The following is a 24143-nucleotide window of genomic DNA, read 5'->3' as shown; positions in this document are numbered from 1 at the left end:
GTAGAAAAAATGGGGGATAATATGCCAGTCATCGTTGTTGAAGCCCCAGCCAAAGTGAATTTGACCTTAGATGTCAAATATAAGCGCCAGGATGGCTATCATGAATTAGAATCGGTGATGCACCAAATCGGGCTAACCGACCGGGTTACCATTCGCCCTGGCCCGCCGGGGAGCATACGATTACGCTCTGATAATCCTGCCTTACCTGATGACCGCAGCAACCTGGCCTATCAAGCGGCGCAACTTCTTTTGAGCAGATATGGCAAGGGGGCGGGGGTCGAAATAAGCATAGAAAAAAACATACCGCTGGGCGCAGGCCTAGCCGGAGGCAGTTCTGACGCCGCTGCTACTCTATGGGGCATGAATCTGATGTTCAAATATGAGCTGGGGTGGTCAGATTTAAGTGACCTGGCTTCCCGATTAGGTTCGGATGTCCCCTTCTGCCTGCTGGGAAAGTTTGGTATGGGGGAGCCGGGTACTGTTGTGGCTGGTTCAGGAGCTACGGCTCTGGCCCGAGGGCGCGGAGAGGATCTGGAATCGCTGCCAGGTTGCTTTTTGCCTTGGATTCTGCTGGTCAAGCCGGATTTTCAGATTTCTACCCGCGAGGTCTACCATAATCTGAAGCCAGATAATATAACAGTTAGGCCGGATACCCCGGCTTTTCTTGCAGCCTGGCAAGATTGTGATATTATGAATATAGCCAAAAATCTGGTTAATGTGTTAGAACCGGTAAGTGTGGCGATGCATCCGCAAATAGCCGAACTAAAGGCGAAAATGGTTGAGTATGGCGCCCTGCGGGCATTGATGTCCGGCAGTGGGCCAACTGTTTTCGGCATCTTTGCGGAGCAGAGCAGAGCTGAAACAGCCCGGGACAAATTCTCCCGAGACTTCTCTGAAGTATTTCTGGTATCATCTTATGGTGGAGGTGGTCTTAGTGCAGGAACGCAGATTACTGCCGGTTAACTTGGATTCTTATAAACCGCTCCGGGAATTGGTGTTAGAGGCAATTAGGGAAGCCATTATCAATGGCAGCCTAAAACCCCGGGAGCGGTTGATGGAGATACAGATGGCCGAGGAACTTGGAGTTTCGCGCACCCCCATACGTGAAGCCCTGCGCAAATTGGAATTAGAAGGCTTTATTGTAATGGTTCCGCGTAAAGGGGCTTATGTGGCTGACATATCCACCAAGGATATCGCCGATGTATTCGAGATCAGGGCTTCATTGGAGGGATTGGCTGCAGCTTTGGCAGCAGAACGGGTGACTGAGGAAGAATTGGAATTTATGGAACGCTGCTTGGTGATCAAGGCTGAGGCCATAGCCAGCTCAGATTTTGACAAGCTGGTGGATATAGATACAAAATTTCATGAAGCCATTTATAAAGCCAGCCGCAATGAAAGACTGGTTACCATAGTCAACAACCTGCGCGAGCAGATCCAGCGCCTGCGCACTACCTCTCTGTCTGTCCCGGGTCGCATGTATCAGTCTTTAAAGGAACACCGCACCATTGTAGAGGCGCTGCAATCCCGAGATGTCAGTCTAGCCAGGCAGGTGGCTCAGGACCATATAGAAAATGCTGAAAATGTCATAATGGAATCTATTAAACGGGATGGATTGCCCAGATAGTGAGGAAATGTGATGCAATATGATGCTATCATTCTGGCCGGGGGACAAAGCGCCTCCGAGTTGAAAAAGATAGCGCCTTACGACAATGAAGCCTTGATCATAATCGGCAGCAGCCCAATGATAAGCTATGTATACAGAGCCTTGCGCGCCTCCCAAAACGTTGGCCGCATAGTGGTCAGCGGGCCGGTGAGCGAACTGCGCCCGGTTCTGGGCAAAGATCCCGACCTGATGTTCGTTGAAGGCGGGGACAACGCCATGGCAAGTTTCGCCAATGCGGTTGAATTGCTCAAAGGAGAGCAGATCAGCGAGAGCCTGCTCATATTACCCACCGATATCCCTTTTATCACAACCGCCGCCATTGACGATTTCATAGCTCAATCCGAGCAATATCAAGCTGACTTCTTTTATCCGATTACCAGCAAAGATGTTAATGAGCATAAGTTCCCTGGCGTATCCCGCACTTATGTGACCCTGCAAGAGGGCACCTTCACCGGGGGCAACCTGTTTATCATCCGCAGCCGGGTCGTGGATCAGGTCATGGATATTGCCCAAGAATTGGTCAGGCGGCGCAAAAGCCCCCTGGCTATGGCGCAGCTTTTTGGATTAGGGTTGGTTTTACGCTATATTTTCAAGCGTCTTTCCATCCCGGCAGTGGAAAAACGGTTTGGAGCAGTAACGGGTGTTACCGGAAAGGCCCTGATCTCAGGGTATGCCGAAGTGGGCGTGGATGTAGACAAACCGAGTGATCTGCACCTGGCTCAGGCTTACCTGATCGATCCGGTTCAGATATAAATGACTGGTTAATCCAGTCTGGCAGCGGTGCAGGGCTTGCTCGGGGCCTTGATATCTTATTCCCATAGAGGAGATTTCTGGGTTCGTATAGAATTTGTTAATTCTGGTAAACCCAATAACTATTGCTGCAAGTTGGTTAGCTTGTACCAATAGGAAATGGTGCGATCAAAAGCAGTTTTATAGGGGAGCGATATACATTGTTGAATACTGCAGTAATATTAGCCGCGGGCAAGGGAGTGCGCATGCGCTCTGCCTATCCCAAGGTAATTCATAAGGTAGCTGGCTTGCCCATGATACAACATGTGGTACAGGCGGTACAAGAAGCCGGCATCAAGGACATAGTAGTGGTGGTGGGCCATGGCAGGGAATATGTGCAAGAGGCCCTGGCCGAACTGGACGTCGATTTCGTTGTCCAAGAACAGCAATTGGGTACGGGGCATGCATTAAGACAGGCCGAAGCCCGGGCCAAAGGGGCAGATAATATTTTGGTTCTGTCGGGGGATATCCCGCTGATTCAAGGCCTTACCCTGGCAAAATTGCTCCGCTGGCACCAGGAAAACAATGCCGCTGCCACGGTTCTCTCCGCCCTAGTCGAAGATCCCTCTGGTTATGGCCGCATCATTCGCAACCAGGACCAGTCGCTGCAGAGAATAGTCGAGGAAAAGGATGCCAGCCAGGATCAAAAGCGAGTCAGCGAGATCAACTCGGGCATATATTGTTTCCAGAGCTGTGAGGTGTTTCCCCGTTTAGCCGGGTTGACCACTGCCAACGCTCAGGGGGAATATTATCTAACTGATGTGCTGGCTATGATGATAGCTGATGGTCGGCCCGTAGAGGTGGCAGTCAGTGAGAACAGCAGTGATGTGCTGGGCATCAACGATCGGGTACAGATGGCCCACTGTGAGGCGGTATTGTATCAGCGCAAGAATATGTCCCTGATGCAGTCGGGGGTTACTATGATCGCACCGGAAACCGTTTACATTGACAAAACTGTGACTATCGGGGAAGATACCATCATCCGACCCCATACCATCATCGAAGGCCATACCGTGATCGGACCGGAATGCGATATAGGGCCGTCGGCCCGGATCAGCAACTCGGTTATCGGCCGCAAGGTGGTAATCGAGTCATCAAGGATTATTGATGCCCATATCGGCGACCAATCCACTATTGGGCCGTTTGCCTACCTTCGTCCTGGAACCAGATTGGGCAACGGGGTCAAGGTGGGGGACTTCGTGGAAATAAAGAATTCTACCGTAGGCGAGGGTAGTAAGATCCCCCATCTGAGTTACGTAGGTGATGCACAGGTGGGCCGGGGTGTTAATATCGGCGCCGGAACCATAACCTGCAATTATGATGGGTACAATAAATATCCGACCTTTCTCGAGGACGGGGTTTTTATCGGCAGTAATACCAACCTGGTAGCCCCGGTGAGGATCGGCAGAAATTCCGTCACCGGAGCGGGTTCGACTATAACCCGGGATGTCCCCGATGAAAGCCTGGCAGTGGAACGCGCCCGGCAGAGAAACATTGCTGGGTGGCCCAAGAAAACCAAACATGATCAGGAGGTAACAGATCAATGAAAGCATCCCGGTGGCGAATGAAATTGTTCACTGGCAATGCCAACACGGCACTGGCACAGGCCATCGCCAAATATCTGGGCATCCCGGTAGGGGATGCCAAGGTAACAAGATTTTGCGATGGTGAGATCGGCTGCGAAATCTCCGAGAGTGTTCGTGGGGTGGATGTTTTCGTGGTCCAGCCTACTTGTTGGCCAGTCAATGATAACCTGATGGAACTGTTGATAATGATCGACGCCTTCCGCAGGGCATCAGCATCGCGTATCAACGCGGTCATTCCCTATTACGGATATGCCCGGCAGGACCGTAAAAGCCGGGCTCGCGATCCCATTACTGCCAAACTGGTTTCCAATTTGATCGTGGAAGCTGGCGCTCAGCGGGTGGTAGCGGTTGACCTACATGCCAACCAGATTCAGGGCTTCTTTGATATCCCGGTGGACCATCTCCCCGGGGTTCCCACCATAGCTGAATATTTAAAGCGTAAGCAATTTGGCGACCAGGCGGTTGTCGTCTCTCCTGATGTGGGAGGGGTGACCCGGGCTCGTGACCTGGCAGCCAAACTCGGGGCTCCGCTGGCAATTGTGGATAAACGCCGGCCAGCCCCCAATCAGCTGGAAATCATGAACGTCATCGGTGAGGTCCACGGCAAACATGTCATCATCGTTGACGATATAATAGATACCGCCGGTACCATCTGCGAAGCCGCCCGGGCGATGGTGGAAAAAGGCGCTCGCGAAGTATACTGCTGCTGTACCCATCCGGTCTTTTCAGGACCGGCTATCGAGCGTTTGGCTGCCGCTCCGGTCAAAGAGATAGTAGTCACCAACACCATTCCTTTGGCGCAGGGCAAACTGCTCCCTAACATGACCGTGTTATCCATTGCGCCCCTGGTCGGAGAGGCTATTTTAAGGATTCATGAGGATCTCTCAGTAAGCAAACTTTTTGAAATGTAGGGTTAGCAGCAAAGACTCCGGCCCGGAGGCCGGAGTTTTTGCTGCTATAAATAAGCTATAATAGAGTAAATAGATCAATGAACGTGGGGTAATCCAAGCGATGAAGCTGGTTGTGGGCCTGGGCAATCCGGGCAAAAGATATAGTGAGACCAGACACAATCTGGGCTTTAAGGTAGTTAATGAGCTGGCCAGGCGCCACCGCGTGGAGAGAGAAGAAAGCCGTTTTGACGCTGTTATTGGCCATTGTCGGATCGGGCCGGAAAAGGTCTTTTTGATGAAGCCGTTGACCTACATGAACCTGAGTGGCAAGTCGGTGCAGCCCATGCTGCGCTTTTATAAAATGCCTCTGGAGGATTTGCTGGTCATTTACGATGATATGGATTTACCGGTGGCCGAGCTGCGCATTCGGGCCACTGGCGGCAGCGGGGGACATAAAGGCATCGCCTCTATTTCACAGCTGCTGGGTACTCAGGACTTTGCGCGCCTGCGCATTGGGATCGGCCGTCCGCCGCATGGTGCGGTGGACTGGGTATTGTCTGCCCCGCTGGGAGAGGAGAGGCTGGAATTGGACAGCGCGGTTTCTAGGGCCGCGGATGCCGTGGAATCATGGGTAAAAGAGGGCTTGATCAAAACGATGAACCAATTCAACTAGCCCTGTATAATCTTCGCTCTGGCTAGGGGACAATAAGGTTAAGAACAATTGCGGGGGGCGGCTGCAGTGAAGATTTACCATACCTGTGAATGCTGTGGGCGTATTTATAAGACATCTGAAATTGAGGGGCAGGCCGGAGTAGTCGAACTGCAGGGTATTTGTCAGGAGTGCGCCGAGGAGATCGGCGGGGTCCAGAATCAGAATAGCGGTCAGCATTTTTACAACTGAAGCCGGCGGATTTTTCTCCGGTGCTGAAGTTCTTGTAACCGGGAGATACAAATAAGATATCTGTATAGTAAGCAAATTTACAGTGGAGGCTATATTGGGCGTCCACCTTTATGTATGGGGGAACGGAGATTGGATGACAGGTTGATAATGGAGGTCAGCCAGCACCTAAAAGCTGGGGAAAACGCAGTACTAAGCGGACTGAGCGGCAGTGGTAAGGCTTTTTTCCTACAGCAGTTGGCTAAACACACTCCGGGTAAATTTCTGTGTCTGGTGCCGGGGGAAGAGAAGGCCTATGATCTGCAGGCTCAACTGCGGCGTTCCACTGACGATCAGCATATACAGCTCTTTTTGGGACGAGACTTCGTCTTCCTGAAGGAAAACTATTCCCAGGTGGAAGGCAGTCGGGTGGCCACTTTGCAGGAATGCCTCAATCACCCGCGTCGAAGCGGCTTTATCATCAGCACCCCGGCAGCCTGCTTGCATTACATGATGTCACCTCAGCAGATGGCCGCCAGCACTATGAGAATTGATCAAGGCCGAGAATATTCCCGCGATCATCTGCTGGGTGGCCTGATAGATAGTGGTTACCGGCGGGTAGGAGCAGTGGGTCAGCCCGGCGACTTTACTGTCAAAGGGGGCATAGTCGACATTTACCCATTGGGAGCAGCCAGCCCCTATCGGCTGGAGTACTTCGGGGATACGGTTGAATCGATCCGCCGCTTTAGCACTGACAGCCAGCGTTCGGCAGGTCATGAAAAGCAGATCTTCATACCCCCGGCTGATGAATTGAGCGGCTCCCTGGAAGCCACCCTGTTTGACTACCTGCCTGAACCGGTGGTTATCTTTGCCGACGAACCCAGGGACTTTGTCAAGGCCTATCAAAAGGTTCTGCGAGCTTACCGCGAGACCATCAAGGAAGCCCATAAAGCGACCAAGGCGGTTCGCAACTTGCCACTCTTAGGTGTCGAAACCCTGCAAGGGCTTTTGGCAGCCCGGGCGGTGGCCTATCATTCCTTTTTCCCCGGTAACATTCCTCAGGTCAAGGCCGCTATCTTGCATCATTTTACCCAACAGGATATGGAGCCTTTTTACGGGGATGAGGCCAAACTGCTCTCCCGTCTGCGGGAGTGGCAGCAGAAGGGCTATGTGATCCAGATAGCGGTCAAGCGGCGCACCACCAGGGAAAAACTACAGGCCTGGTTGCAGGAAAACAATCTTGCCGCACCGGAATTCGTTGACAACCCTTCTGCTAAGGGATTCATCTCTCCAGATTTTAAAATGGTGCTGTTAACCGAGAAGGATATTTGGGGCCGGGTAAAAGCCCGCAAGACTTCCCGCAAAGCCCAGGACAACCGGGAGAGAATCCTACTGGAAGAGTTGACCACGGGGGATTACATTGTTCACGAACACTATGGGATCGGGATATTCAGAGGCATCACTCAGGTAGAGCAACACGGCGTGACTAAAGAGTATATTCTGCTTCAATATGCAGGTACAGATCGTCTGTACCTGCCTGTGGAGAAACTAGATGTATTATACAAATACAGTGCCCCTGAGGATAAAAATCCCCGCCTCAGCAAATTAGGCGGCTCTGAATGGGAGCGTACCAAAGCCAAGATTTCTCAATCCATTCAGGACATGGCAGAAAAACTGCTGGCCTTGTACGCAAGCCGCCAGGCCCGAGAAGGCTACGCATTTTCCAAAGACTCCCCCTGGCAGCAGCAATTTGAGGATGATTTCGCCTATCAGGAGACCCCCGACCAGCTTCGAGCCATACAGGACGTCAAGCGTGACATGGAAAGCCCCCGGCCGATGGACCGACTGATCTGCGGCGATGTGGGCTATGGTAAAACTGAGGTAGCCATGCGGGCCGCCTTCAAGGCGGTAATGGATGGCAAGCAGGTGGCGGTCCTGGTACCGACTACGGTTCTGGCTGAGCAGCACTACACCACTTTTGTAGAGCGCTTTAGCAGCTTTCCGGCTGAGATCGAGGTATTGAGCCGATTCAAATCCCCGGCTGAACAGAAGCGGATTATTGCAGATATCAAGAAGGGCCTGGTGGATATTGTCATTGGAACCCATCGTTTGCTGTCCAAAGACATCAGTTACAAAGACTTAGGCCTGTTGATAGTAGATGAAGAACACCGCTTCGGAGTGGCGCAGAAAGAGAAAATCAAGCTGTTCAAGGAGATGGTAGATGTCTTGAGCTTGTCTGCCACCCCCATACCCCGCAGTCTGCACATGTCCCTGACCGGGCTTCGCGATCTCAGCATCATTGAGACCCCGCCGTCGGGGCGCTACCCTATAACCACCTATGTAATGGAATACCGCGACGATATCATTTGCGAGGCTATCCGCAGCGAACTGGAGCGCGACGGGCAGGTGTTTTTCGTCCACAATCGTATTGAGAGCATATATCGGGTGCAGCAGCACCTGCAGGAGATGCTCCCCGATATAAGCATCGCGGTAGGCCATGGCCAGATGCCCGAGGCGGAATTGTCGATGGTCATGGATGCTTTTGTAAAAGGCCAATACCAGGTATTGTTATGCACCACCATTATAGAATCGGGACTGGATATGCCCAATGTCAACACCATAATAGTCGATAATGCTGATAAAATGGGGTTGGCGCAACTTTACCAACTGCGCGGCCGGGTGGGTCGCTCTAACCGCATTGCTTTTGCCTACCTGACTTATCATCCTGAGCAAGTTCTCAATGAGAATGCACAAAAACGCCTCAATGCCATTCGGGAGTTCAATGAACTGGGGGCGGGAATGAAAATAGCCCTGCGCGACCTGGAAATCAGGGGGGCCGGCAACATCCTGGGCCCTGAACAGCACGGCTATATTCAGGCAGTCGGTTTTGATATGTACTGTCGTCTGCTGGAACAAGAAACCTCACGCCTGCGGGGGCAACCCCTGGCGCAGCGCAAGGCTCCCATGGTAGATGTGGATATCGATTATTACATCCCTGATACCTATATACCCGATCCCGGAGTTAAAATCCGGATTTACCGACGTTTATTGCTGTCAAACAGCGAGGAGGACATTGGAGAGATCAGGGCCGAACTGGAGGATCGTTTCGGTAAGCTGCCCCGTCCAGTGGAGAACTTTTTGCAGATCACCCTCTTGCGTTTGATGGCCCGGGATAAAGAGATCAAAGTGCTGCGCCGCAAAGGCAAGCAGATAGAGATTCAATTGGAAAAAGCTTTGCCAAATAACCTGCAGACAAATATGGGGGGCTTTCAAATCCGCAAATTAAATGCCCATACCCTGGCGGTTAGGCCGGAAGGGGATGCTTTGCAGACCCTGCACAGAGTCCTGCAGATGATCTGACCCAAGGGATTATTGTTCTATGGTACTTTGGCCTTGCAGATAGGTGCGGCGCAATTTAAAATCGACATTTATTTCATAAGGTATTCTGGCAAATTGAGTCGGCCAGTCTGCTTTTAAAGCCTCCCAAATCTCAGGCCGCTGACGTTCCAGTAGCTGCCCCCAGCTCAGTATGTCGCTTTGATAGGCTTGCGCCCGGTCGATGCAAGCGCTTACATCTCTCTGGATAGATTCGTTGGCCAGTTGTTCATACTGCCCCAGCATTTCTAGACTGGCCAGGTTTTCGGGCATGTCCAGTTCGTAAAGGTTCCCCTCAGCAGAGACGGTTATTTTCATGCTGACCTTGCCCTCATCGAGCCGCGCTTCAACCTCGGCTTGCGAAGTGATTATTTCAAGTAATTGTTGTCTTTCAACACCAAACCCGTCTTGGTCAGGCAGGGTTATTTCAAAAAGCCCGCCTCGGGTCGAGGCCTTCATCAGATGGTATCCCCGGCTTTCCTGTTCATCCAGCGAACCTACCATATGGCGGCCGCGAAAAACTGCCAGACCACTCAGGGTCAGGCGTTCTCGACCATCAACCGTTTCTATTTTTACTTGCGGCAGTACCGGTTCTACTCCCAGGCTATCAACTTTATAGAGGAATTCATTGATGGAGACCGGGCTGTACAGTCCGGTTTGAGATTCCTGGGTACGGATTGCTTTGGACAAGGCGACCCCAGCAGTATCTTCAAGCGGGATTTTGACTGCCAAGACCTGGTGCGGAGTAGAGCCGTAAGCCAGGAAGAGCAGGGAGGCTTCTCTGACCGTGCTGGTTCGGGCTAGATGGTCTAAAAACAGCCCTATATCACGGCGGGCAATATTCTCTCCGATGATAAAGGTAGTTGTCATGCCCCACAATGATTTGCGGGGCAAAGCAGTGCTCATGATCTGTTCAGCGGCAGAGAAGGTAGGCCCTGCAGCACTGCGCAGCAGGAATTTGGGGGCATCATCTTGGCTGCCGCCCGATTTGGGCAGGGCAAATTGGGCTGTGGAAACCACCTGAGTCCCGTCCGCACTCAGATCCAGACCATGCGCTACCGCAGCCATAGTGTCCTCCAATTCGGTCCGATTATAGCAGCCATTGCAGCATGACAGGCTGATTAAAAATATTATGGTTATTATACTCAGGGATAAATTTGCTTTCACAATCGATACCTCAGATCATTCTAAATAATCTGCATAGCCGCTATTTTGGGGGAGCTGCCTTTTTTTTGGAGTCAGAGTCTTGGCGGCGCCGTAGTTTTAGCCATATCACAGGCACCATAAAGGCCGGCAAAATGGCAAACAGGATTATGAAAATCCAAGGGAAGATCTGCTGCAGCATTATGTACAAAAAATGAATGTTGGGAACCAGAAGAACCGCTGAAACGCCTGCCATGATGGCGGTGGGTCCGACCAGAATGCGATAGTCCTGCAGGCCGAATACCTGCTGGGCGCTGTAACAGGTAACAAACCAGAAGATGGCCAGGATGGAGAAGACACCCGGCATGACCACTGATACCATTATTATCTCTATGTTGTGGATGAAGTTGGCCACATCGGTAGCACGGGCTATGTTGAAGATGGGAAAGGTCTGTATGGAAGTCAGAACTGGACCATAGGCAACGATGGGAATTATTACCGCCGCCAGGGTGCTAAAAAGGAACATCCCAAAAACAGCCAGCATCCATCTCCATAATAGCCGGGGCTGATGACAGAATGGCCCCAGGGTCAATACCACGACCATTAAGCTGATATAACTGCTGACCAACCAGACCCCGTTGCCCAAAGCAGCCATATCGAAGTGGCCCAGTGGCAGCAAGCGTGACCAGTCAGTCTCGGGGCCCAGGCCGAACAACAGCAAAAGCATAGCCAGCGGGTATGCGGTCAGTACGATTAATTCCACCACCCGGGCAGTGGCCTCCAAACCGGTGCGCAGAGCATAAAAAGCCGGCAAGATAATAAATATCAACAGTATGCTGATGGGCATACCGGGGAGCACATTGCTCAAAAAAAAGTTTGCAAATAGTACCAGGCTCATCACCACCACCAGAAAGAAAGCCCAAATATAAACGAAGCCGATGATTTTACCGAGGACTGGGCCCAGGTGCTCCTCAAGCATGCCCGGGAAAGGGCGGCTGCTGTTGGTGAGCAGATAATAATAGATCCATACCAGCAAGAGCCCGGGCAGAACCGAGCCCAGAATCGCCATCCAGCCGTGTTGGGCGAGAATCATGGCAAGCATTTTGGCCATGACCTGGTAGGGCGTTACCGCCAGAGTAACAAGCAAAATGCAGAATAGTTGTATATTGGTAAGCCGTGCCAAAGTATATCACCCTTTCTCAATGGTATGGCCTTTCCGCTATGGGCTCTGCATGCGCATGGCGGCCATCAACAACGGGTTGAAAAAGGGCCAGTGATAAAACTGCACCATAGCCAAGTAAATAGCGGCAAGCATGAATATAGTATAGACAGCCAAATCTTTATTCAGCTTTTGGCGCCGCAGATCGGGAACATCTATGGCAACCAGGAGCGCTACCAGTAAAAAGAATAGGGCGGTGAACATATAAACCAACCTTTCTTTTAGTTTCTTATCTGCATGGCCTCTTCTATCAGGTAAGTACGGCGAATACTGTATTTGGCCTCAACCTCCACTTGCAAAGAGGCAAAAAAAGACGGCCAATCCGCTTCCAATCGCTGCCACAAGTCAGGATGCTGGCGGCTGATCATGGACCCCCAGCCGAATATATCGCTTTTTAAAAGCTGCGCTTTGTGAATGCAGGCCAGAGCATCCTCTTTGATGGCCTGAGAGGTCAAATCCTCCAGCCTGACAAGATTAGCGGTAGTTTGGAGGTTCTCTGAGGTGGTCTGCTCATAAAGATTGCCATCGGCCTCAATATCAACGGATATAACCATTGAGCCATCGGCATTGAGCCGTGGTGTAGAGCGGGCTCGGGAACGGATGATCTCCATGGTCACCATCTCTCCTAAAGGCCCGGACTCCCTGTCTCCGGACAGGTTGACCGTTATCAATCCGCCTCGGTTTTCTTCTGGTACCAATAGACGCAAGCCGTAGCTTTCTTTTTCTGTTAGCGATCCCACCATGTTATGACCGAGGAAAACTGCTACCCCCTGTAATTGTAAGACCTTTTCGCCATCCATCTCGACAATCTGCACCTGGGGAATGACCGGCTCCACACCAGGGGTGACATACTTGGAACGGAACTCCCGGAGTGATACGGGCATATAGATGCCGGATTGTGATTCCTGGCCTTGCATCATTTTAACCAAGGCCAGGGAGGAGTATTCTTCAGGCGGGGTCTTGACCTGCATTACCTCTTCAGGGCTGGTTCCCAAGGTAAGAAACATCATCATATTAGGCCGGATAAAGCGGTTGCGGGATACGAAATCCATCATCAACCGCAAGTCATCGCGGGCCAGTGCTTCACTCAGTATGATGCTGGTGGACAGCGACCAGACGGGGGTGCGTGGAAAATGCAGGGTGATCTGCCGGGCCGCCTGGGCATAACCAGAAGCTGATTCCGTTAAAACCATAGTCTCCACCTCGGCATTGCTGCCTCCCTCGGGCTTGCCCGAGGGACTTGCTATTTGAACACTGATTACCTTCTGACCTTTGTCTACATCAAGTCCGAAGCCGGTGACAGCAACGGTCTCATCCAATTCCACCCGGTTGTAACACCCTCCCAGGCTGGATAACACCAGCAGCATAATCATACCCAGCAGTATACCGCGCCGCATCTTAGGACTCCTCCCTTTTCGGGGGCAGCTTTTGGCGGGTTTGATTTTTCATGCCCTCCCGGTAAGGGCGCGTGGTATCAACACTCCATGGACGCCGCACCAGAACATCACTGACATGAGACAGGTTAAAAGGCGCCACTGGTGAGAGATAAGGCTGTCCCAGCGAGGACATTGAGGCCATGCGTACCGCTAGCAGGAGCAGGCCCATGATTATGCCGAAGAAGCCTAGAGTAGCAGCGAGAAATAGCATTCCAAAGCGCAGGATACGCACCATCAGGCCAGCGTTGTAAGAAGGGGTGACAAAAGAGGCTATCCCGGTAAAGGCAACTACCACCACCATAGGAGTGCTGACCAGGCCCGCCTGAACGGCAGCATCGCCGATTATCAAGGCACCTACGATGCTGACTGCCGGCCCGATGGCCCGAGGCAACCTGAGCCCAGCTTCACGTAGCAATTCGAAAGCAAGTTCCAGTATCAAGGCTTCGATCGCAGCTGGGAATGGCACTCCTTGACGGGCCGCGACCAGGGTCAAGTATAAGGACAGGGGAATCATCTCCTGGTGGTAGCTTACCACCGCCACATAAACTGAGGGCAGCAATAAGGCAATGAAGAAAGCGGCCAGACGCCCCAGCCTTAATAAAGTAGAAGCAATGAAATTCTGATAATAATCCTCCCCGGCATTTAGGAATTGGGGAAAACTGGCGGGAACAACCATAGCCATAGGTGAACCATCAACTAGAATAGCTATTCTGCCTTCCAAGAGGTGCCCGCAGATACGGTCCGGTTTCTCGGTATATTCCACCTGGGCTAAAATTGAATATTTCTCGTCGCTGATATATTCCTCCAGGTAAGCTGTATCAAGGATGGCATCGATATCGATCACTTCCAGGCGGCTCTTTACCTCGGATACAAGTTTGTCTGGGGCTATGTCTTTCATATAACATATGACTACACTGCTCTTGCTTATCCGACCGATGGACATGGCCTCCATCTTCAAATCGGTGGATTTCAGTCGGCGCCTGAGCTGAGCAGTGTTAAAGCGCAGGGTCTCAACAAATCCGTCTTTGGGTCCCCAGATGGTAGATTCGTTCTGCGGAGTATCAATGGAGCGGCTTTGCCAGGAACGGGTCCCTACTACTATACCCTGCTTCTGCCCATCTACCAGCAAGACCGTGTCGCCGGCAGTGATGTGGTCGCAAACTGCTTCTAGAGTGTCCAGGGTCTTTATTTCCCCCATGGGCAGGAGTTCTCGGATTAATGCGGTTACAATCTGATTCTGTTTGTCTGCGCTGATGTCACCGGGTTCATAGTTGTTGTGGAGCAGTGGCCGCAAGAGGTGCTCCTCCAATTCAACCCGGTCAATCAGACCGTCAAAATATAAAATGGCCGCCTTATTGGAACCTTCGGAACCAAAGCTCAGTTCCCGGGTGACCGCATCAGAGCAATTCTCCAGCAACAGCTGCAGTTTCTGCAGATTCTCATCCAATTGCTCGGAAAGTCCTTCTAGCCGAAGGTCGGTCTTAGCCTGCACAGGATCATTCTTTGCAGGCTGGGATGCATTATTCTGGTCTCTAACCGGTTTGCGGTTAATATAGCGCATAGATGATATCCTACCTTTATAACATGTCCTTCCAATCATCCTCAGTATGAGCCATGAATAGCGCCTTTATGCACCAATGCGGCCAGTATCAAGCTGTAATAGTATTATGTGCCTGGCATAATATCTTCAATAATTTTTCACCGCCGGGGCGAAAAGTGAATAAAAGCCGTTTATCAGCTATATACTATCACTGAGAAAGAAAACAACATTTTCAAGTTTTTTTAAAAAGGAGGGATAAATGTAAATTGAAAGCAACAGGAATTGTACGACGCATAGACGACCTGGGAAGGGTTGTTATACCCAAGGAAATACGCCGGACCTTACGTATTCGTGAGGGTGATCCTTTGGAAATATTCGTTGATCGCGAAGGTGAAGTTATTCTGAAGAAATATTCTCCCATAGGGGAACTGGGTGATTTTGCCAAGGAGTATGCCGATTCCCTGCATGAAACCATTGGTCATATCTCGATGATCGCAGACCGGGATGTAATAATCGCCCTGGCTGGGGCCAACAAAAGGGAATTTTTGGGCAAATCCATCGGCAAGGCGGTAGAACGGGCTCTGGAAGAGAGAACTACCTTGATGATGAATGAGATCGAAATCAGCGATGATGAAAATGTTCATGTCATCATGAATGAAGATCGTGAATACACAGTGAAATCACAGGTCATTGCACCGATCATAACACAGGGTGATCCTATTGGAGCAGTTATAATAGTCACCAAAGAACTGGGCGTAAAACTGGGTGATATGGAAGTAAAACTAGCGGAGACTGCTGCTGGATTTCTGGCCAAACAAATGGAACAGTAGGGCATCAGTTCTCAAGAAGCGATCTTTTTCCGCGCGAGCGAGGATCGCTTCTTTGCGTTTACAGCCTCCAAAACCACCCGATTTACCGCATCATTCAACATGGGTGTTTTTGCCTGCAGCAAGTCTTAACTGTGATATAATAAACCCTATGATATTGGGGAGGGACTTATGAATCATCGCCAGAGTTTCCTTAAAGGCGCTGTAATTCTAAGCATTGCTGGGGCTATTAGCAAAATTCTGGGGGCAATATATCGGATTCCTTTGGCCAGACTGATTGGTGCCGAAGGTATCGGCCTTTATCAGATGGCCTATCCTATTTACACCACTATACTGGCTCTGGCTACTGCCGGGGTTCCGGTCGCTATTTCCATACTTATCGCTCGCAAAGAGACCCAGGGTTTTCCGGGGGAAAGCCGCCGCATACTAAGGGCCTCCCTGGTCATGTTAACGGTTTTGGGGCTTTTGCTGACCCTCTTGGTGATAGCCTCCTCAAAGACCCTGGCCTGGTACGTTTTAAAAGACGGTCGGGCTTACTATGCCATTATGGCAGTAGCACCAGCCATCTTCCTGGCTGCCCTGATGTCGGTATTTCGTGGCTATTTTCAAGGCCAGCAGACCATGTTGCCCACTGCGGCTTCACAGGTTGTAGAACAGATCTTCAGGGTGAGCGCAGTCCTGTTCCTGGCCTATTTGTTGTATCCGCGGGGATTGGAATACGCCGCTGCCGGCGCTACCTTTGGCGCGGTCGTGGGCGGAGTGGGCGGCCTTTTAGTGTTGATCCTGTTCTATTATTGGCACTGTCATCAGCAGAGACAGACCGGGCTGCGTCTCTTACACACTAATACATCCTCCTGGGACCTGGCCGTGGAGATGATACGTCTGGCCGTCCCGGTCTCGTTTGGAGCTGTGGTGCTGCCTTTGGTGCAGATGCTGGATGCGGTCATAGTGCCGGGCCGGCTTTTAGCGTTAAACTTCAGCACCTCACAGGCTACCGCACTATACGGCCACCTGGCAGGAATGGCAGCCGTTTTGATCAGTCTGCCCACCATTTTCACCATATCCATAGCCACTAGCCTGGTGCCGGCTGTATCTGAGGCTTTGACCAGGAAGGACCGGGGGTTGTTGAATGAACGCCTCAATTATGCCTTCAGGGCTGGCATGATAATATCCTTTCCGGCTGCGGCCGGACTGTTTATACTGGCCTTTCCTATCTGCGACCTGCTCTATGGGCAGGCCGAAGCCGGCATACCTTTGGAACCATTGGCCTTTTCGGCCATAGTGCTGGCGGCTTTTCAGATATCCAGTGCTGGTCTGCAAGGTATCGGCAGACCAGAGATCGCCATGCGCCATTTAATCATCACCGGGATGCTCAAGGTATTGTTCAATTATTCATTGACCAGTGTGCCGGCATTGAATATCCGCGGGGCTGCCATTGGCACTGTAGCCGCATTTACCGTGGGCTCACTGTTGAATATCCTCTCTCTGAAAAAAGCCACCGGCATTAAATACGAAGCCGGGCGTATGCTAAAACTTATACTGATAACGATTATAATGGCGCTCAGTACCAGTTCATTCTATTCCTGGCTGTTGGGTTATGACATCAGTTCTCATCTGGCTACAGCCGGGGCCATATTATGCGGGATGGCAGTGTATCTGGTGCTTTTGCTGATCACCAGAGAAATGGATTGGGACATGGTCAGACGCATTACAGGTAGATAAAGGAGGAAAAGCGCTGTGGGCCAGATTGGTGATAAAACCGAAGAATTAGCCAGGATAATGGACAAGTTATTGAGCCCTGCGGGCTGCCCCTGGGACCGGGAACAGACCCATCAATCGCTGTCCCGCTATCTGATCGAAGAGTGTTACGAAGTAGTAGAAGCCATTAAATCTGGGGATATGCGCCAGCTCCGTGAAGAACTTGGAGATGTTTTGCTGCAGGTGGTTTTCCATGCCGCACTGGCCAGGCGGGAGGGACATTTCGATCTCTCTCAGGTGGCAGAGACGGTCTCGCAAAAGATGATCCATCGCCATCCCCACGTGTTTTCGGACCTGTCCCTGCAAACCAGTGGTGAAGTCCTGGAGATCTGGGAGGGTTTTAAAAAAGACGAGGGGAAAAAGACCATTTTAGAAGGCATCCCGGTGATGCTTCCGGCGCTCTTAAGGGCTTTCAAGGTTCAGGAGAAAGCTGCCCGGGTAGGATTTGACTGGCCTGGGGTGGATGGTGCGGTGGACAAGTTTAAAGAAGAGATCGAGGAACTTGGCCGGGCAGCCAGCACTGAGGAATTGGTGGAGGAGATGGGAGATGTTTTTTTTGCCCTGGTCAATGTGGCGCGAATAAAGAATATCGAGCCTGAAGAGGCCCTGCAGGCCAGCAATGATAAGTTTGTACGCCGTTTCAACTACATCGAAGCCGAGGTCAAACGCCAGGGGCGGGTGCTTAAAGAGATGAGCCTGGAGGAAATGGACCTGCTGTGGGAGGAGGCCAAAAAGCAAGGCCTATAATTCAGGCTTTAATTAGAAAATTTTGTATTTCTTTTGCAGGAGTTCGCCTATATACAGCGAATATGCGTAATAAGAATTACCAAAACTTGCATGGGGAGGAATAGTTTTGAACAAAACCGATTTAATTGGGGATGTAGCAGCAGCGACAGGGATGACTAAAAAGGACGTGGAAAAAACGGTCAACGCCTTTATCAGCAGTGTGCAGGAAGCCTTGAAGGCAGGCGACAAGGTTCAGCTGATCGGCTTCGGCACCTTTGAAGTGCGCGACCGCCAGGCTCGCAAAGGCAGAAATCCGCAGACCGGCAAAGAAATCAATATTGCTGCCACCAAAGTGCCGGCTTTTAAAGTCGGCAAAGGGTTTAAAGAAGCTATTTTATAAGATGCGCTTAGACAAATATCTTAAGGTATCGCGACTGATAAAACGGCGCAGCGTTGCCAAGGATTGTGCTGAAAGCGAACGGGTGCTGGTTAATGGCCGTGTGGCCAAACCGGCTACAGAGGTGAAAAAAGGTGACATCATCACCCTTTCGATAGGCAACAAACAGACCCGTTTAGAGGTACTGGATATCAAAGAAAACGTCAAAGTCAACGACGCCAAGACTTTGTACAGAATAATCGAGTAAGGCCCATCGCCCCGGCATCGGAGCGATGGGTATTTTCTGCCCAGGCCTGGCTGGCATAAAAGCCCTACCCTAACGCATATTGTTATGGTATAGGTAACGACGGGACATAAGCCTCACTGTCCCGATAATGCAAGGAGGGAAAAAATGGCGGAGCACAGTCTTATGTTGATCAACCGCGAGCACATGGACATCAGCGGAGTCACCAATGTCAACACCTTTGATGAGAAAGAAATCATCATCGAAAGCAGGTTGGGGTATTTATACATCACCGGAGACAATATGCATGTCAGCAATTTGAACCTGGATGATGGCAAGGTCTCGGTGGACGGCAACATAACCAGCATTGAATATAAAGCCCAATCCGCTGATCTGAAATCCCGCAGCAAGAATATAATTCAGCGGCTGCTCAAATAGTTGCAGCCGGGCAGGCTAACAAAGAGAGGGAGGGCTGGCATTGCCCTGGCTTTTATCTCAGCTTGAACCGTTCTTTTGCACCTTCCTGGTGGGTCTCTTGGCAGGCATGGTTTTCCAGTTTTATCAATACAGCATGGCCTTATCCTCTATCAGGAGGTGGATATTATATATTCTGGATTTCATGGTATGGGTCTTGATTCTTTTGCTGGTATTCACTCTGTTGTTGATCATCAATCAGGGTGAAATCAGGGTTTATATCATTCTGGCACTGTTTACTGGTATTTTCATCTATTTTCAGACCATCGCTCCCAAAACCCGGCCTGTAATGCGCAAGGCCGCCCGCGTCAATGTGGATTTCATTGCCGCCATCGTCTATCGGGTGGGTACACCCTGGCGCTGGGGGGAAAGAAAAGCCCTGGCCTGGTTAGAGGCCCTGAAACAATCTCGACAGCCCGAAGATGAGGAACAATAAAAATATTGCCTTCAGGCAGGAATAACCGTCTGTCGGCAAGAACTAGTAAAAGCATAAAATCGTAATATATTTGTCCACAGGTTGTGGAAAAGATGTGGATAATAAGATAGCATGAAAATTGAAATTAGAGGCGCTGAAAAGCTTAGTTTCAGGGAAAAACAGGTTGTTGCTTTAAAAGAGATGGGCAAATCCACAGCGGAGATAGCCAAGACATTGCGGATTGGCACCAGTACGGTGGCCACTTTGTACAACCGTGCCCGTTCCAAGGGATATGAAGTGGTCATAGTTATTCCTGGGGAAATACTAGGTCTGGCCGGAGAGGAGGAGAATGAGGATGACCCTGATTAGACAGCCGAAACCTAGGCTCATTATGCTGGCCTTACTCCTGGGATTCTTTGCGGTAACACTTGTACCTCGATGCTGCACCATCTGGAAACTCAACGCACAGAAACAAGCTTTAGAGATGAAAAAGATAGAGATTACCCAGAGTAATCAACAGCTTAGCGCAGAGAAGGACAAGCTGAACAGCCCCGCAGCAGTGGAGAGGATAGCACGGGAAAAACTGGGCATGGTCAAAAAGGGGGAGAAGGTTTTGATGGAAGTTCAGACAGACAGCCCGTGAAGCCCACAATGGCACTAATGAGGTTGACTACATCCCCGGCGCATAATACAATGAACCTAGTGAAACTTATAGATTTTCGAGGGGGACATTTAGTCATATGCCGACAGAACAAACGAATATGGTGCCCGGAGCCATCTTGGAAGGAAGAGTTCAGGGGATAACCAATTTTGGAGCCTTCATTGAGTTACCCGGAGGCATGGTCGGATTGGTTCATATCTCTGAAATTGCCAACACCTATGTTAAGAATGTCAAAGACTTCATCCAGGAAGGCGATAAGGTCAAGGTCAAGGTGCTCAACATCGCGGGCAAAAAGATCGGATTATCTATCAAACAAGCCAATCCGGTGCCCCCGCCTCGAAGCAACCCCGGCCGGGAAACGGGTGCAAATGGTCGAACAGGTTCAGGAGAAAGGCATTATGTCCCTGCACACAAACATGGCGGGGCTCATTTGAGTCTGGATGATAAAATCGCCAAGTTCCTCAAAGAGAGTGACGAACGCATGCAGCCCTTGAAAAATAAGGTTGAGCCACGGCGCCGCCGCAGCTATTAATAAGTGAGCTTTTTTTAGGCACTTCCTGACGGGAAGTGCCTTTTTGATATACAGGGGGAATCAACAGGATGAGATATGCCAGTATCGATATCGGCACTAACTCCTGTCGGCTGATGATAGCCAGCATAGTGAATGAGCAGCTGCAGGTGCTGCACCGGGAAGTGAATACTACCAGGGTCGGAGCCGGGCTTGCGGCCAGCGGAGAAATCAGCCGAAAGGCCGCAGAACGGACTATACTATGTCTGCAACACTTTATGCAACTCATCGGTCAGGCCGGGGTGGAGAACTACCGCATGGTGGCTACCAGTGCGGTTCGGGAAGCCTCCAACCGCAGCTGGTTCGCAGAACAGTGCCGGTTGCACCTGCATGAAGAGATAGAAATAATAAGCGGAGAACAAGAAGCCTCTTTGACCTATAAAGGGGTGCAGAAGGGCCTCAATTTGGGTCAGTCGTTGCTGGTGGCAGACTTAGGCGGAGGTAGTACAGAACTGATTCACAGCAACGCTGAACTGTTCCTGTGTTCGCTGCCTTTAGGTGCGGTCAGATGTGCCGAAGTCAAACCCGACGATGATCAGGTCATGGCGGTTCTGGAGGATATCAAAGGACAGCAGCTTTGTTTCCGTGACGCTGTGCTGGTATTCTGCGGAGGAACAGCCACCAGTCTGGTAGCTATGAAATACGGCATGACCAAATATGACAGCCAAAAGGTGCACGGACAGCGGTTGGATAGGGAAGAAATCAGCCTGATTTACCAAAAGCTTCGCCATATGCCCTTAACTTCACGCCAACAGGTGGCAGGCCTGCAGCCTGAACGTGCTGATGTTATTGTGTACGGCATACAAATAATGCTTAGCCTGATGCTGGCTCTCAATAAAGAATGGTCTGTGGTAAGTGAGAGCGATCTCTTGGAAGGTCTGATATGGGAGATGTATGAAAAGGACGCCCAGAAAACAATCCCGGGTTAGACAAAATCCGTCCCCGCCCCTGAATGAGCATGATTTTGTTGGAAAATTCCATTACTGATATCCCCCTGAATGACAAAATTGCCAATTACTGGTTGGTATAATGTGTGGACAAGACCAAGGAGACGGGGGATGTAAAGTGGAAAGAACCGAGGTATATCCTTACCAACGCGTATCAAATTCAGGTTTAAGCAGACGTATCAGGAACCACAAGGTTCCTAACCCCATGGCCGGATGGAATATTGATAAGGTTGTCAAACAACTGACCACCCTGTTTTATATCATAAGAACGGCAGTGATCCCCATTAATATAGTGCTCAGTGTGGTCGGTTTCATACTGGCCAGAGCATTTGTCCTGGGGGAGTTACTGCCGTTTGCCTTTGCCTTCGTAATGGCCCTGGGGCGCAGGGATCTGGGACGTACCATTATACTCACCGGCAGCACCGCTCTGGGTATAATTACCGTAACCGGAGGGATCCCACTCCTGGCTAACCTGTTTGCCTTAATTAGTATGGTAGCAGTGGTTCAAACTGTGAGGATACCATGGCAAAGGCAATGGTGGGGGTACCCACTGGTATGTGCCGCCATGCTGATGGTCTGCAAAGGCCTGGTCAGCCTGATTCAGGGGCCTTCGGTTTATCAGGGCATGGTAATTACTTTCGAAGCCTTGATTTCAGGGGTATTGGTGTTCGTATTCAATATCGCCGGGGAAGCGGTCCAAACCCGAAAATCCATGGTAGAATTCCAATTCGAGGATATAACCGCCTTTCTTATCGTTGCTGTGGGAATCGCCATGGGTTTAAACGATATCACCATAATGGGATTAAACCTTGGAGGCGTATTCTGCCGGGTAAGCATACTCCTGGCCGCCTACTTGTGGGGCAGCGGTGCGGCCACTATGGTAGGTGTGATGGCCGGGCTGATTCCTTCCCTGGCCTCGAGCGTTTTCACGCAATTTCTGGGTATGTACGCCCTTTCCGGACTCCTGGCCGGTTTATTCCGGAGTCTGGGCCGGGTGGGTATAATTGTGGGCTTTATGCTGGGCCACTTGGCCTTGGCCATGTTCGTGCCTGAGACCAGCATGAATGTTGTGGGAATGTGGGAGACGTCTGTGGCATGTTTGCTGTTCGTTATGCTTCCGTCGGCTTGGAAAGAAAAACTGCCCCAGAGTGGAGGGGCAGGGGTTCAGGCGGGTGCTCCAAGCGTCCCTTGGACTGAGCCCGGCCAGGGCGATGCACAGAGCCGCATGGATGAGCTGGCCGGGTTGTTCGAAAACCTGAGCCGTACCTTTGATTCTCATCCTAATCAGCAGGACAGCCTGGCAGGGGAATCCTATGTTCACTATCTGTATGATCAGGTTTCTCAGGGAATATGCCAATATTGTGTTAAACAAGAAACCTGCTGGGGAAAAGACTGTTATCGGACCTCCCAGGATATTTTGGAGGTTTTTGCCCTGGCTGAAGCGGAAGGCACTATCAATTATAATGATTGCCCTCCCAATTTACGCCAGAAATGCCCTTATAGCAAAGACATTGTCAACACCGTGCAATATCTTTTTGACAACCTGCGCATTAATGAATACTGGGCTGGGAAATTAAAGGAGTCGCGCAGCCTGATATCCCGTCAGTTAAGCGGGGTAAGCCAGATCATGCGCAACCTGGCTCGGGAGGTAGAGGCCCAACCCCGTTTCGATGCGGAATTGCGTGACCGGCTTATGAAAGAATGCCGGGAACGAGGCCTGGAAGTTAAGGAGGTTCAGCCCTGGGTAAATGCCGCCGGACAACTCTCGCTGGTGGTGCAGGCCAATTCCTGCAGTGATGGCAGAGGCTGCGAAAACAGCATGCTTCCCATGATATCTTCCATGATAGGCCAATGCCTGGCGGTAACCGACCGCAAATGCCCCTCCTGGATGGGGCATGGCACCTGCCAGCTGACCCTCACCCCGTGTCATCACTACAATGTCCGCGCCGGAGCCGCCCAAGTCGGCAAAGAAGCCGTATGTGGCGATAGTTTCACTATAGCCACTCTGAAGGAAGGCAAACAGCTGGTAGCCTTGAGCGATGGTATGGGAGTTGGTGAAAACGCCAGCCGGGAGAGCCAGGCCGCCATTCAATTGCTGGAAAACCTTTTGGGCAGCGGATTTGGCCAGGACATGTCCCTGCAGACCATCAATTCTGTTCTGCTTTTGCGTTCCAAAAATGAGACTTTTGCCACCTTGGATCTGGTTATGATCGATCTTTATAGCGGGCAGGCCGATTTTGTAAAAACCGGCTCAGCGCCGTCATTTATCAAGCGCAAGGGACAAGTGCAGATGATTGCTGCCAGTTCTCTGCCCATCGGGATTCTGGAGGACATCGAGGTATTCAGAGATCGAATCGCTTTGTATCCAGGCGATATGGTGGTAATGCTCAGTGACGGTGTGGTCGAGGCCTTGCCCGATGCTGTGGAGCCCTTTTGGATACAGGATTTCTTGCAGACTATGGATGAGAGCGATCCGCAGGTTCTGGCCGAGCACATATTGCACCGGGCCTTGACCCTGTGTAAAGGCCGGCCGGAAGATGACATGACAGTGATTTGTATGGCTTTGGAGCGGAACTTTAGCGCCATGCTGGCTTGCTGAGCAGGAATCTAAATAAAAGCCCAGCCAGGG

At 51.0% G+C, this 24143-nt stretch carries 25 protein-coding genes; 20 read left to right on the top strand and 5 right to left on the bottom strand.

All coding sequences use genetic code 11. From position 1 onward, the window contains the following. Nucleotides 1-21 precede the first annotated feature (21 nt). The 8 genes from ispE to mfd all read left to right on the top strand — a co-directional run bounded on the left by ispE (nucleotide 22) and on the right by mfd (nucleotide 9165). A complete protein-coding gene (ispE, locus tag AC15IQ_RS02625) occupies nucleotides 22-963 on the top strand; it encodes a 4-(cytidine 5'-diphospho)-2-C-methyl-D-erythritol kinase (protein ID WP_483177122.1) in 942 nt (313 codons plus the stop codon). After that, a complete protein-coding gene (locus tag AC15IQ_RS02620) occupies nucleotides 935-1624 on the top strand; it encodes a GntR family transcriptional regulator (protein WP_483177121.1) in 690 nt (229 codons plus the stop codon). The genes ispE and AC15IQ_RS02620 overlap by 29 nt, the downstream gene beginning before the upstream one ends. A 12-nt stretch (nucleotides 1625-1636) precedes the next feature. Next, entirely contained in the window at nucleotides 1637-2416 is a 780-nt protein-coding gene (locus AC15IQ_RS02615) for a nucleotidyltransferase family protein (RefSeq protein WP_483177119.1), read from the top strand. 197 nt (nucleotides 2417-2613) lie between these two features. Then, nucleotides 2614-3999: a bifunctional UDP-N-acetylglucosamine diphosphorylase/glucosamine-1-phosphate N-acetyltransferase GlmU gene (gene glmU / locus AC15IQ_RS02610; protein WP_483177118.1), complete on the top strand. Its 1386-nt coding sequence runs from the start codon at nucleotides 2614-2616 to the stop codon at nucleotides 3997-3999. Further along, nucleotides 3996-4949: a ribose-phosphate diphosphokinase gene (locus AC15IQ_RS02605; protein ID WP_483177117.1), complete on the top strand. Its 954-nt coding sequence runs from the start codon at nucleotides 3996-3998 to the stop codon at nucleotides 4947-4949. Before glmU ends, AC15IQ_RS02605 begins: the two co-directional genes overlap by 4 nt. Nucleotides 4950-5049: 100 nt before the next feature. Next, nucleotides 5050-5601, top strand: coding sequence for an aminoacyl-tRNA hydrolase (gene pth / locus AC15IQ_RS02600; RefSeq protein WP_483177115.1), 552 nt, complete (start codon nucleotides 5050-5052; stop codon nucleotides 5599-5601). A 66-nt stretch (nucleotides 5602-5667) separates the two neighbouring features. Continuing rightward, a complete protein-coding gene (locus AC15IQ_RS02595) occupies nucleotides 5668-5829 on the top strand; it encodes a hypothetical protein (RefSeq protein WP_483177114.1) in 162 nt (53 codons plus the stop codon). A gap of 129 nt (nucleotides 5830-5958) precedes the next feature. Continuing rightward, nucleotides 5959-9165 (top strand): transcription-repair coupling factor, encoded by a 3207-nt coding sequence (mfd, locus tag AC15IQ_RS02590; protein ID WP_483177113.1) that lies wholly within the window; start codon nucleotides 5959-5961, stop codon nucleotides 9163-9165. A 9-nt stretch (nucleotides 9166-9174) separates the two neighbouring features. Here mfd and AC15IQ_RS02585 read toward each other — a convergent pair whose 3' ends face one another. Genes AC15IQ_RS02585 through AC15IQ_RS02565 form a run of 5 tightly spaced genes read right to left on the bottom strand, consistent with a single transcriptional unit; the run spans nucleotide 9175 to nucleotide 14539 of the window. Beyond that, a complete protein-coding gene (locus tag AC15IQ_RS02585) occupies nucleotides 9175-10347 on the bottom strand; it encodes a Ger(x)C family spore germination protein (RefSeq protein ID WP_483177112.1) in 1173 nt (390 codons plus the stop codon). 40 nt (nucleotides 10348-10387) lie between these two features. Next, nucleotides 10388-11506 (bottom strand): GerAB/ArcD/ProY family transporter, encoded by a 1119-nt coding sequence (locus AC15IQ_RS02580; protein ID WP_483177111.1) that lies wholly within the window; start codon nucleotides 11504-11506, stop codon nucleotides 10388-10390. Nucleotides 11507-11542: 36 nt separating this feature from the next. Continuing rightward, nucleotides 11543-11746, bottom strand: a complete 204-nt coding sequence (locus AC15IQ_RS02575) for a hypothetical protein (protein ID WP_483177110.1) — start codon at nucleotides 11744-11746, stop codon at nucleotides 11543-11545. Between the two features lie 17 nt (nucleotides 11747-11763). Continuing rightward, nucleotides 11764-12939: a Ger(x)C family spore germination protein gene (locus AC15IQ_RS02570; RefSeq protein ID WP_483177109.1), complete on the bottom strand. Its 1176-nt coding sequence runs from the start codon at nucleotides 12937-12939 to the stop codon at nucleotides 11764-11766. A gap of 1 nt (nucleotide 12940) precedes the next feature. Next, the gene (locus AC15IQ_RS02565) at nucleotides 12941-14539 is read right to left on the bottom strand and encodes a spore germination protein (RefSeq protein ID WP_483177108.1); all 1599 of its coding nucleotides are present in this window, start codon (nucleotides 14537-14539) and stop codon (nucleotides 12941-12943) included. 245 nt (nucleotides 14540-14784) lie between these two features. On the opposite strand from AC15IQ_RS02565, the gene spoVT reads away from it, so the two are divergent. The 12 genes from spoVT (at nucleotide 14785) to spoIIE (ending at nucleotide 24113) form a co-directional block, all read left to right on the top strand. Further along, nucleotides 14785-15348 (top strand): stage V sporulation protein T, encoded by a 564-nt coding sequence (gene spoVT / locus AC15IQ_RS02560; RefSeq protein WP_483177106.1) that lies wholly within the window; start codon nucleotides 14785-14787, stop codon nucleotides 15346-15348. Nucleotides 15349-15516: 168 nt separating this feature from the next. Beyond that, nucleotides 15517-17067 (top strand): putative polysaccharide biosynthesis protein, encoded by a 1551-nt coding sequence (locus AC15IQ_RS02555; RefSeq protein WP_483177104.1) that lies wholly within the window; start codon nucleotides 15517-15519, stop codon nucleotides 17065-17067. 15 nt (nucleotides 17068-17082) lie between these two features. Beyond that, nucleotides 17083-17850, top strand: coding sequence for a nucleoside triphosphate pyrophosphohydrolase (mazG, locus tag AC15IQ_RS02550; protein ID WP_483177103.1), 768 nt, complete (start codon nucleotides 17083-17085; stop codon nucleotides 17848-17850). A gap of 106 nt (nucleotides 17851-17956) precedes the next feature. Continuing rightward, nucleotides 17957-18229, top strand: coding sequence for an HU family DNA-binding protein (locus AC15IQ_RS02545; protein WP_483177102.1), 273 nt, complete (start codon nucleotides 17957-17959; stop codon nucleotides 18227-18229). Nucleotide 18230: 1 nt separating this feature from the next. Next, a complete protein-coding gene (locus tag AC15IQ_RS02540; RefSeq protein WP_483177101.1) occupies nucleotides 18231-18473 on the top strand; it encodes an RNA-binding S4 domain-containing protein in 243 nt (80 codons plus the stop codon). 144 nt (nucleotides 18474-18617) lie between these two features. Then, complete coding sequence (gene yabP / locus AC15IQ_RS02535; RefSeq protein WP_483177100.1) at nucleotides 18618-18887, top strand: sporulation protein YabP; 270 nt, start codon at nucleotides 18618-18620, stop codon at nucleotides 18885-18887. A gap of 40 nt (nucleotides 18888-18927) precedes the next feature. Further along, complete coding sequence (gene yabQ, locus AC15IQ_RS02530; RefSeq protein WP_483177099.1) at nucleotides 18928-19359, top strand: spore cortex biosynthesis protein YabQ; 432 nt, start codon at nucleotides 18928-18930, stop codon at nucleotides 19357-19359. A 111-nt stretch (nucleotides 19360-19470) separates the two neighbouring features. Continuing rightward, the gene (locus AC15IQ_RS02525; RefSeq protein WP_483177097.1) at nucleotides 19471-19707 is read left to right on the top strand and encodes a helix-turn-helix transcriptional regulator; all 237 of its coding nucleotides are present in this window, start codon (nucleotides 19471-19473) and stop codon (nucleotides 19705-19707) included. Continuing rightward, nucleotides 19694-19981, top strand: a complete 288-nt coding sequence (locus AC15IQ_RS02520) for an FtsB family cell division protein (protein ID WP_483177095.1) — start codon at nucleotides 19694-19696, stop codon at nucleotides 19979-19981. The genes AC15IQ_RS02525 and AC15IQ_RS02520 overlap by 14 nt, the downstream gene beginning before the upstream one ends. Before the next feature lie 97 nt (nucleotides 19982-20078). Beyond that, the gene (locus AC15IQ_RS02515; RefSeq protein ID WP_483177093.1) at nucleotides 20079-20531 is read left to right on the top strand and encodes a S1 RNA-binding domain-containing protein; all 453 of its coding nucleotides are present in this window, start codon (nucleotides 20079-20081) and stop codon (nucleotides 20529-20531) included. Nucleotides 20532-20599: 68 nt separating this feature from the next. Continuing rightward, nucleotides 20600-21496 carry a Ppx/GppA phosphatase family protein gene (locus AC15IQ_RS02510; RefSeq protein ID WP_483177092.1) on the top strand — a complete coding sequence of 299 codons (897 nt, stop codon included), beginning with the start codon at nucleotides 20600-20602 and terminating at the stop codon, nucleotides 21494-21496. Nucleotides 21497-21632: 136 nt separating this feature from the next. Continuing rightward, nucleotides 21633-24113, top strand: coding sequence for a stage II sporulation protein E (gene spoIIE / locus AC15IQ_RS02505; protein ID WP_483177091.1), 2481 nt, complete (start codon nucleotides 21633-21635; stop codon nucleotides 24111-24113). Nucleotides 24114-24143 lie beyond the last annotated feature (30 nt).

The sequence above is a fragment of the Syntrophomonas sp. DTU019 genome (genome assembly GCA_913757435.1).
In the GTDB taxonomy this organism is placed as follows: domain Bacteria; phylum Bacillota; class Syntrophomonadia; order Syntrophomonadales; family Syntrophomonadaceae; genus DTU019.
Note: the sequence above shows the minus strand (reverse complement) of the source record. Positions and strands in the feature narration are given on the sequence as shown.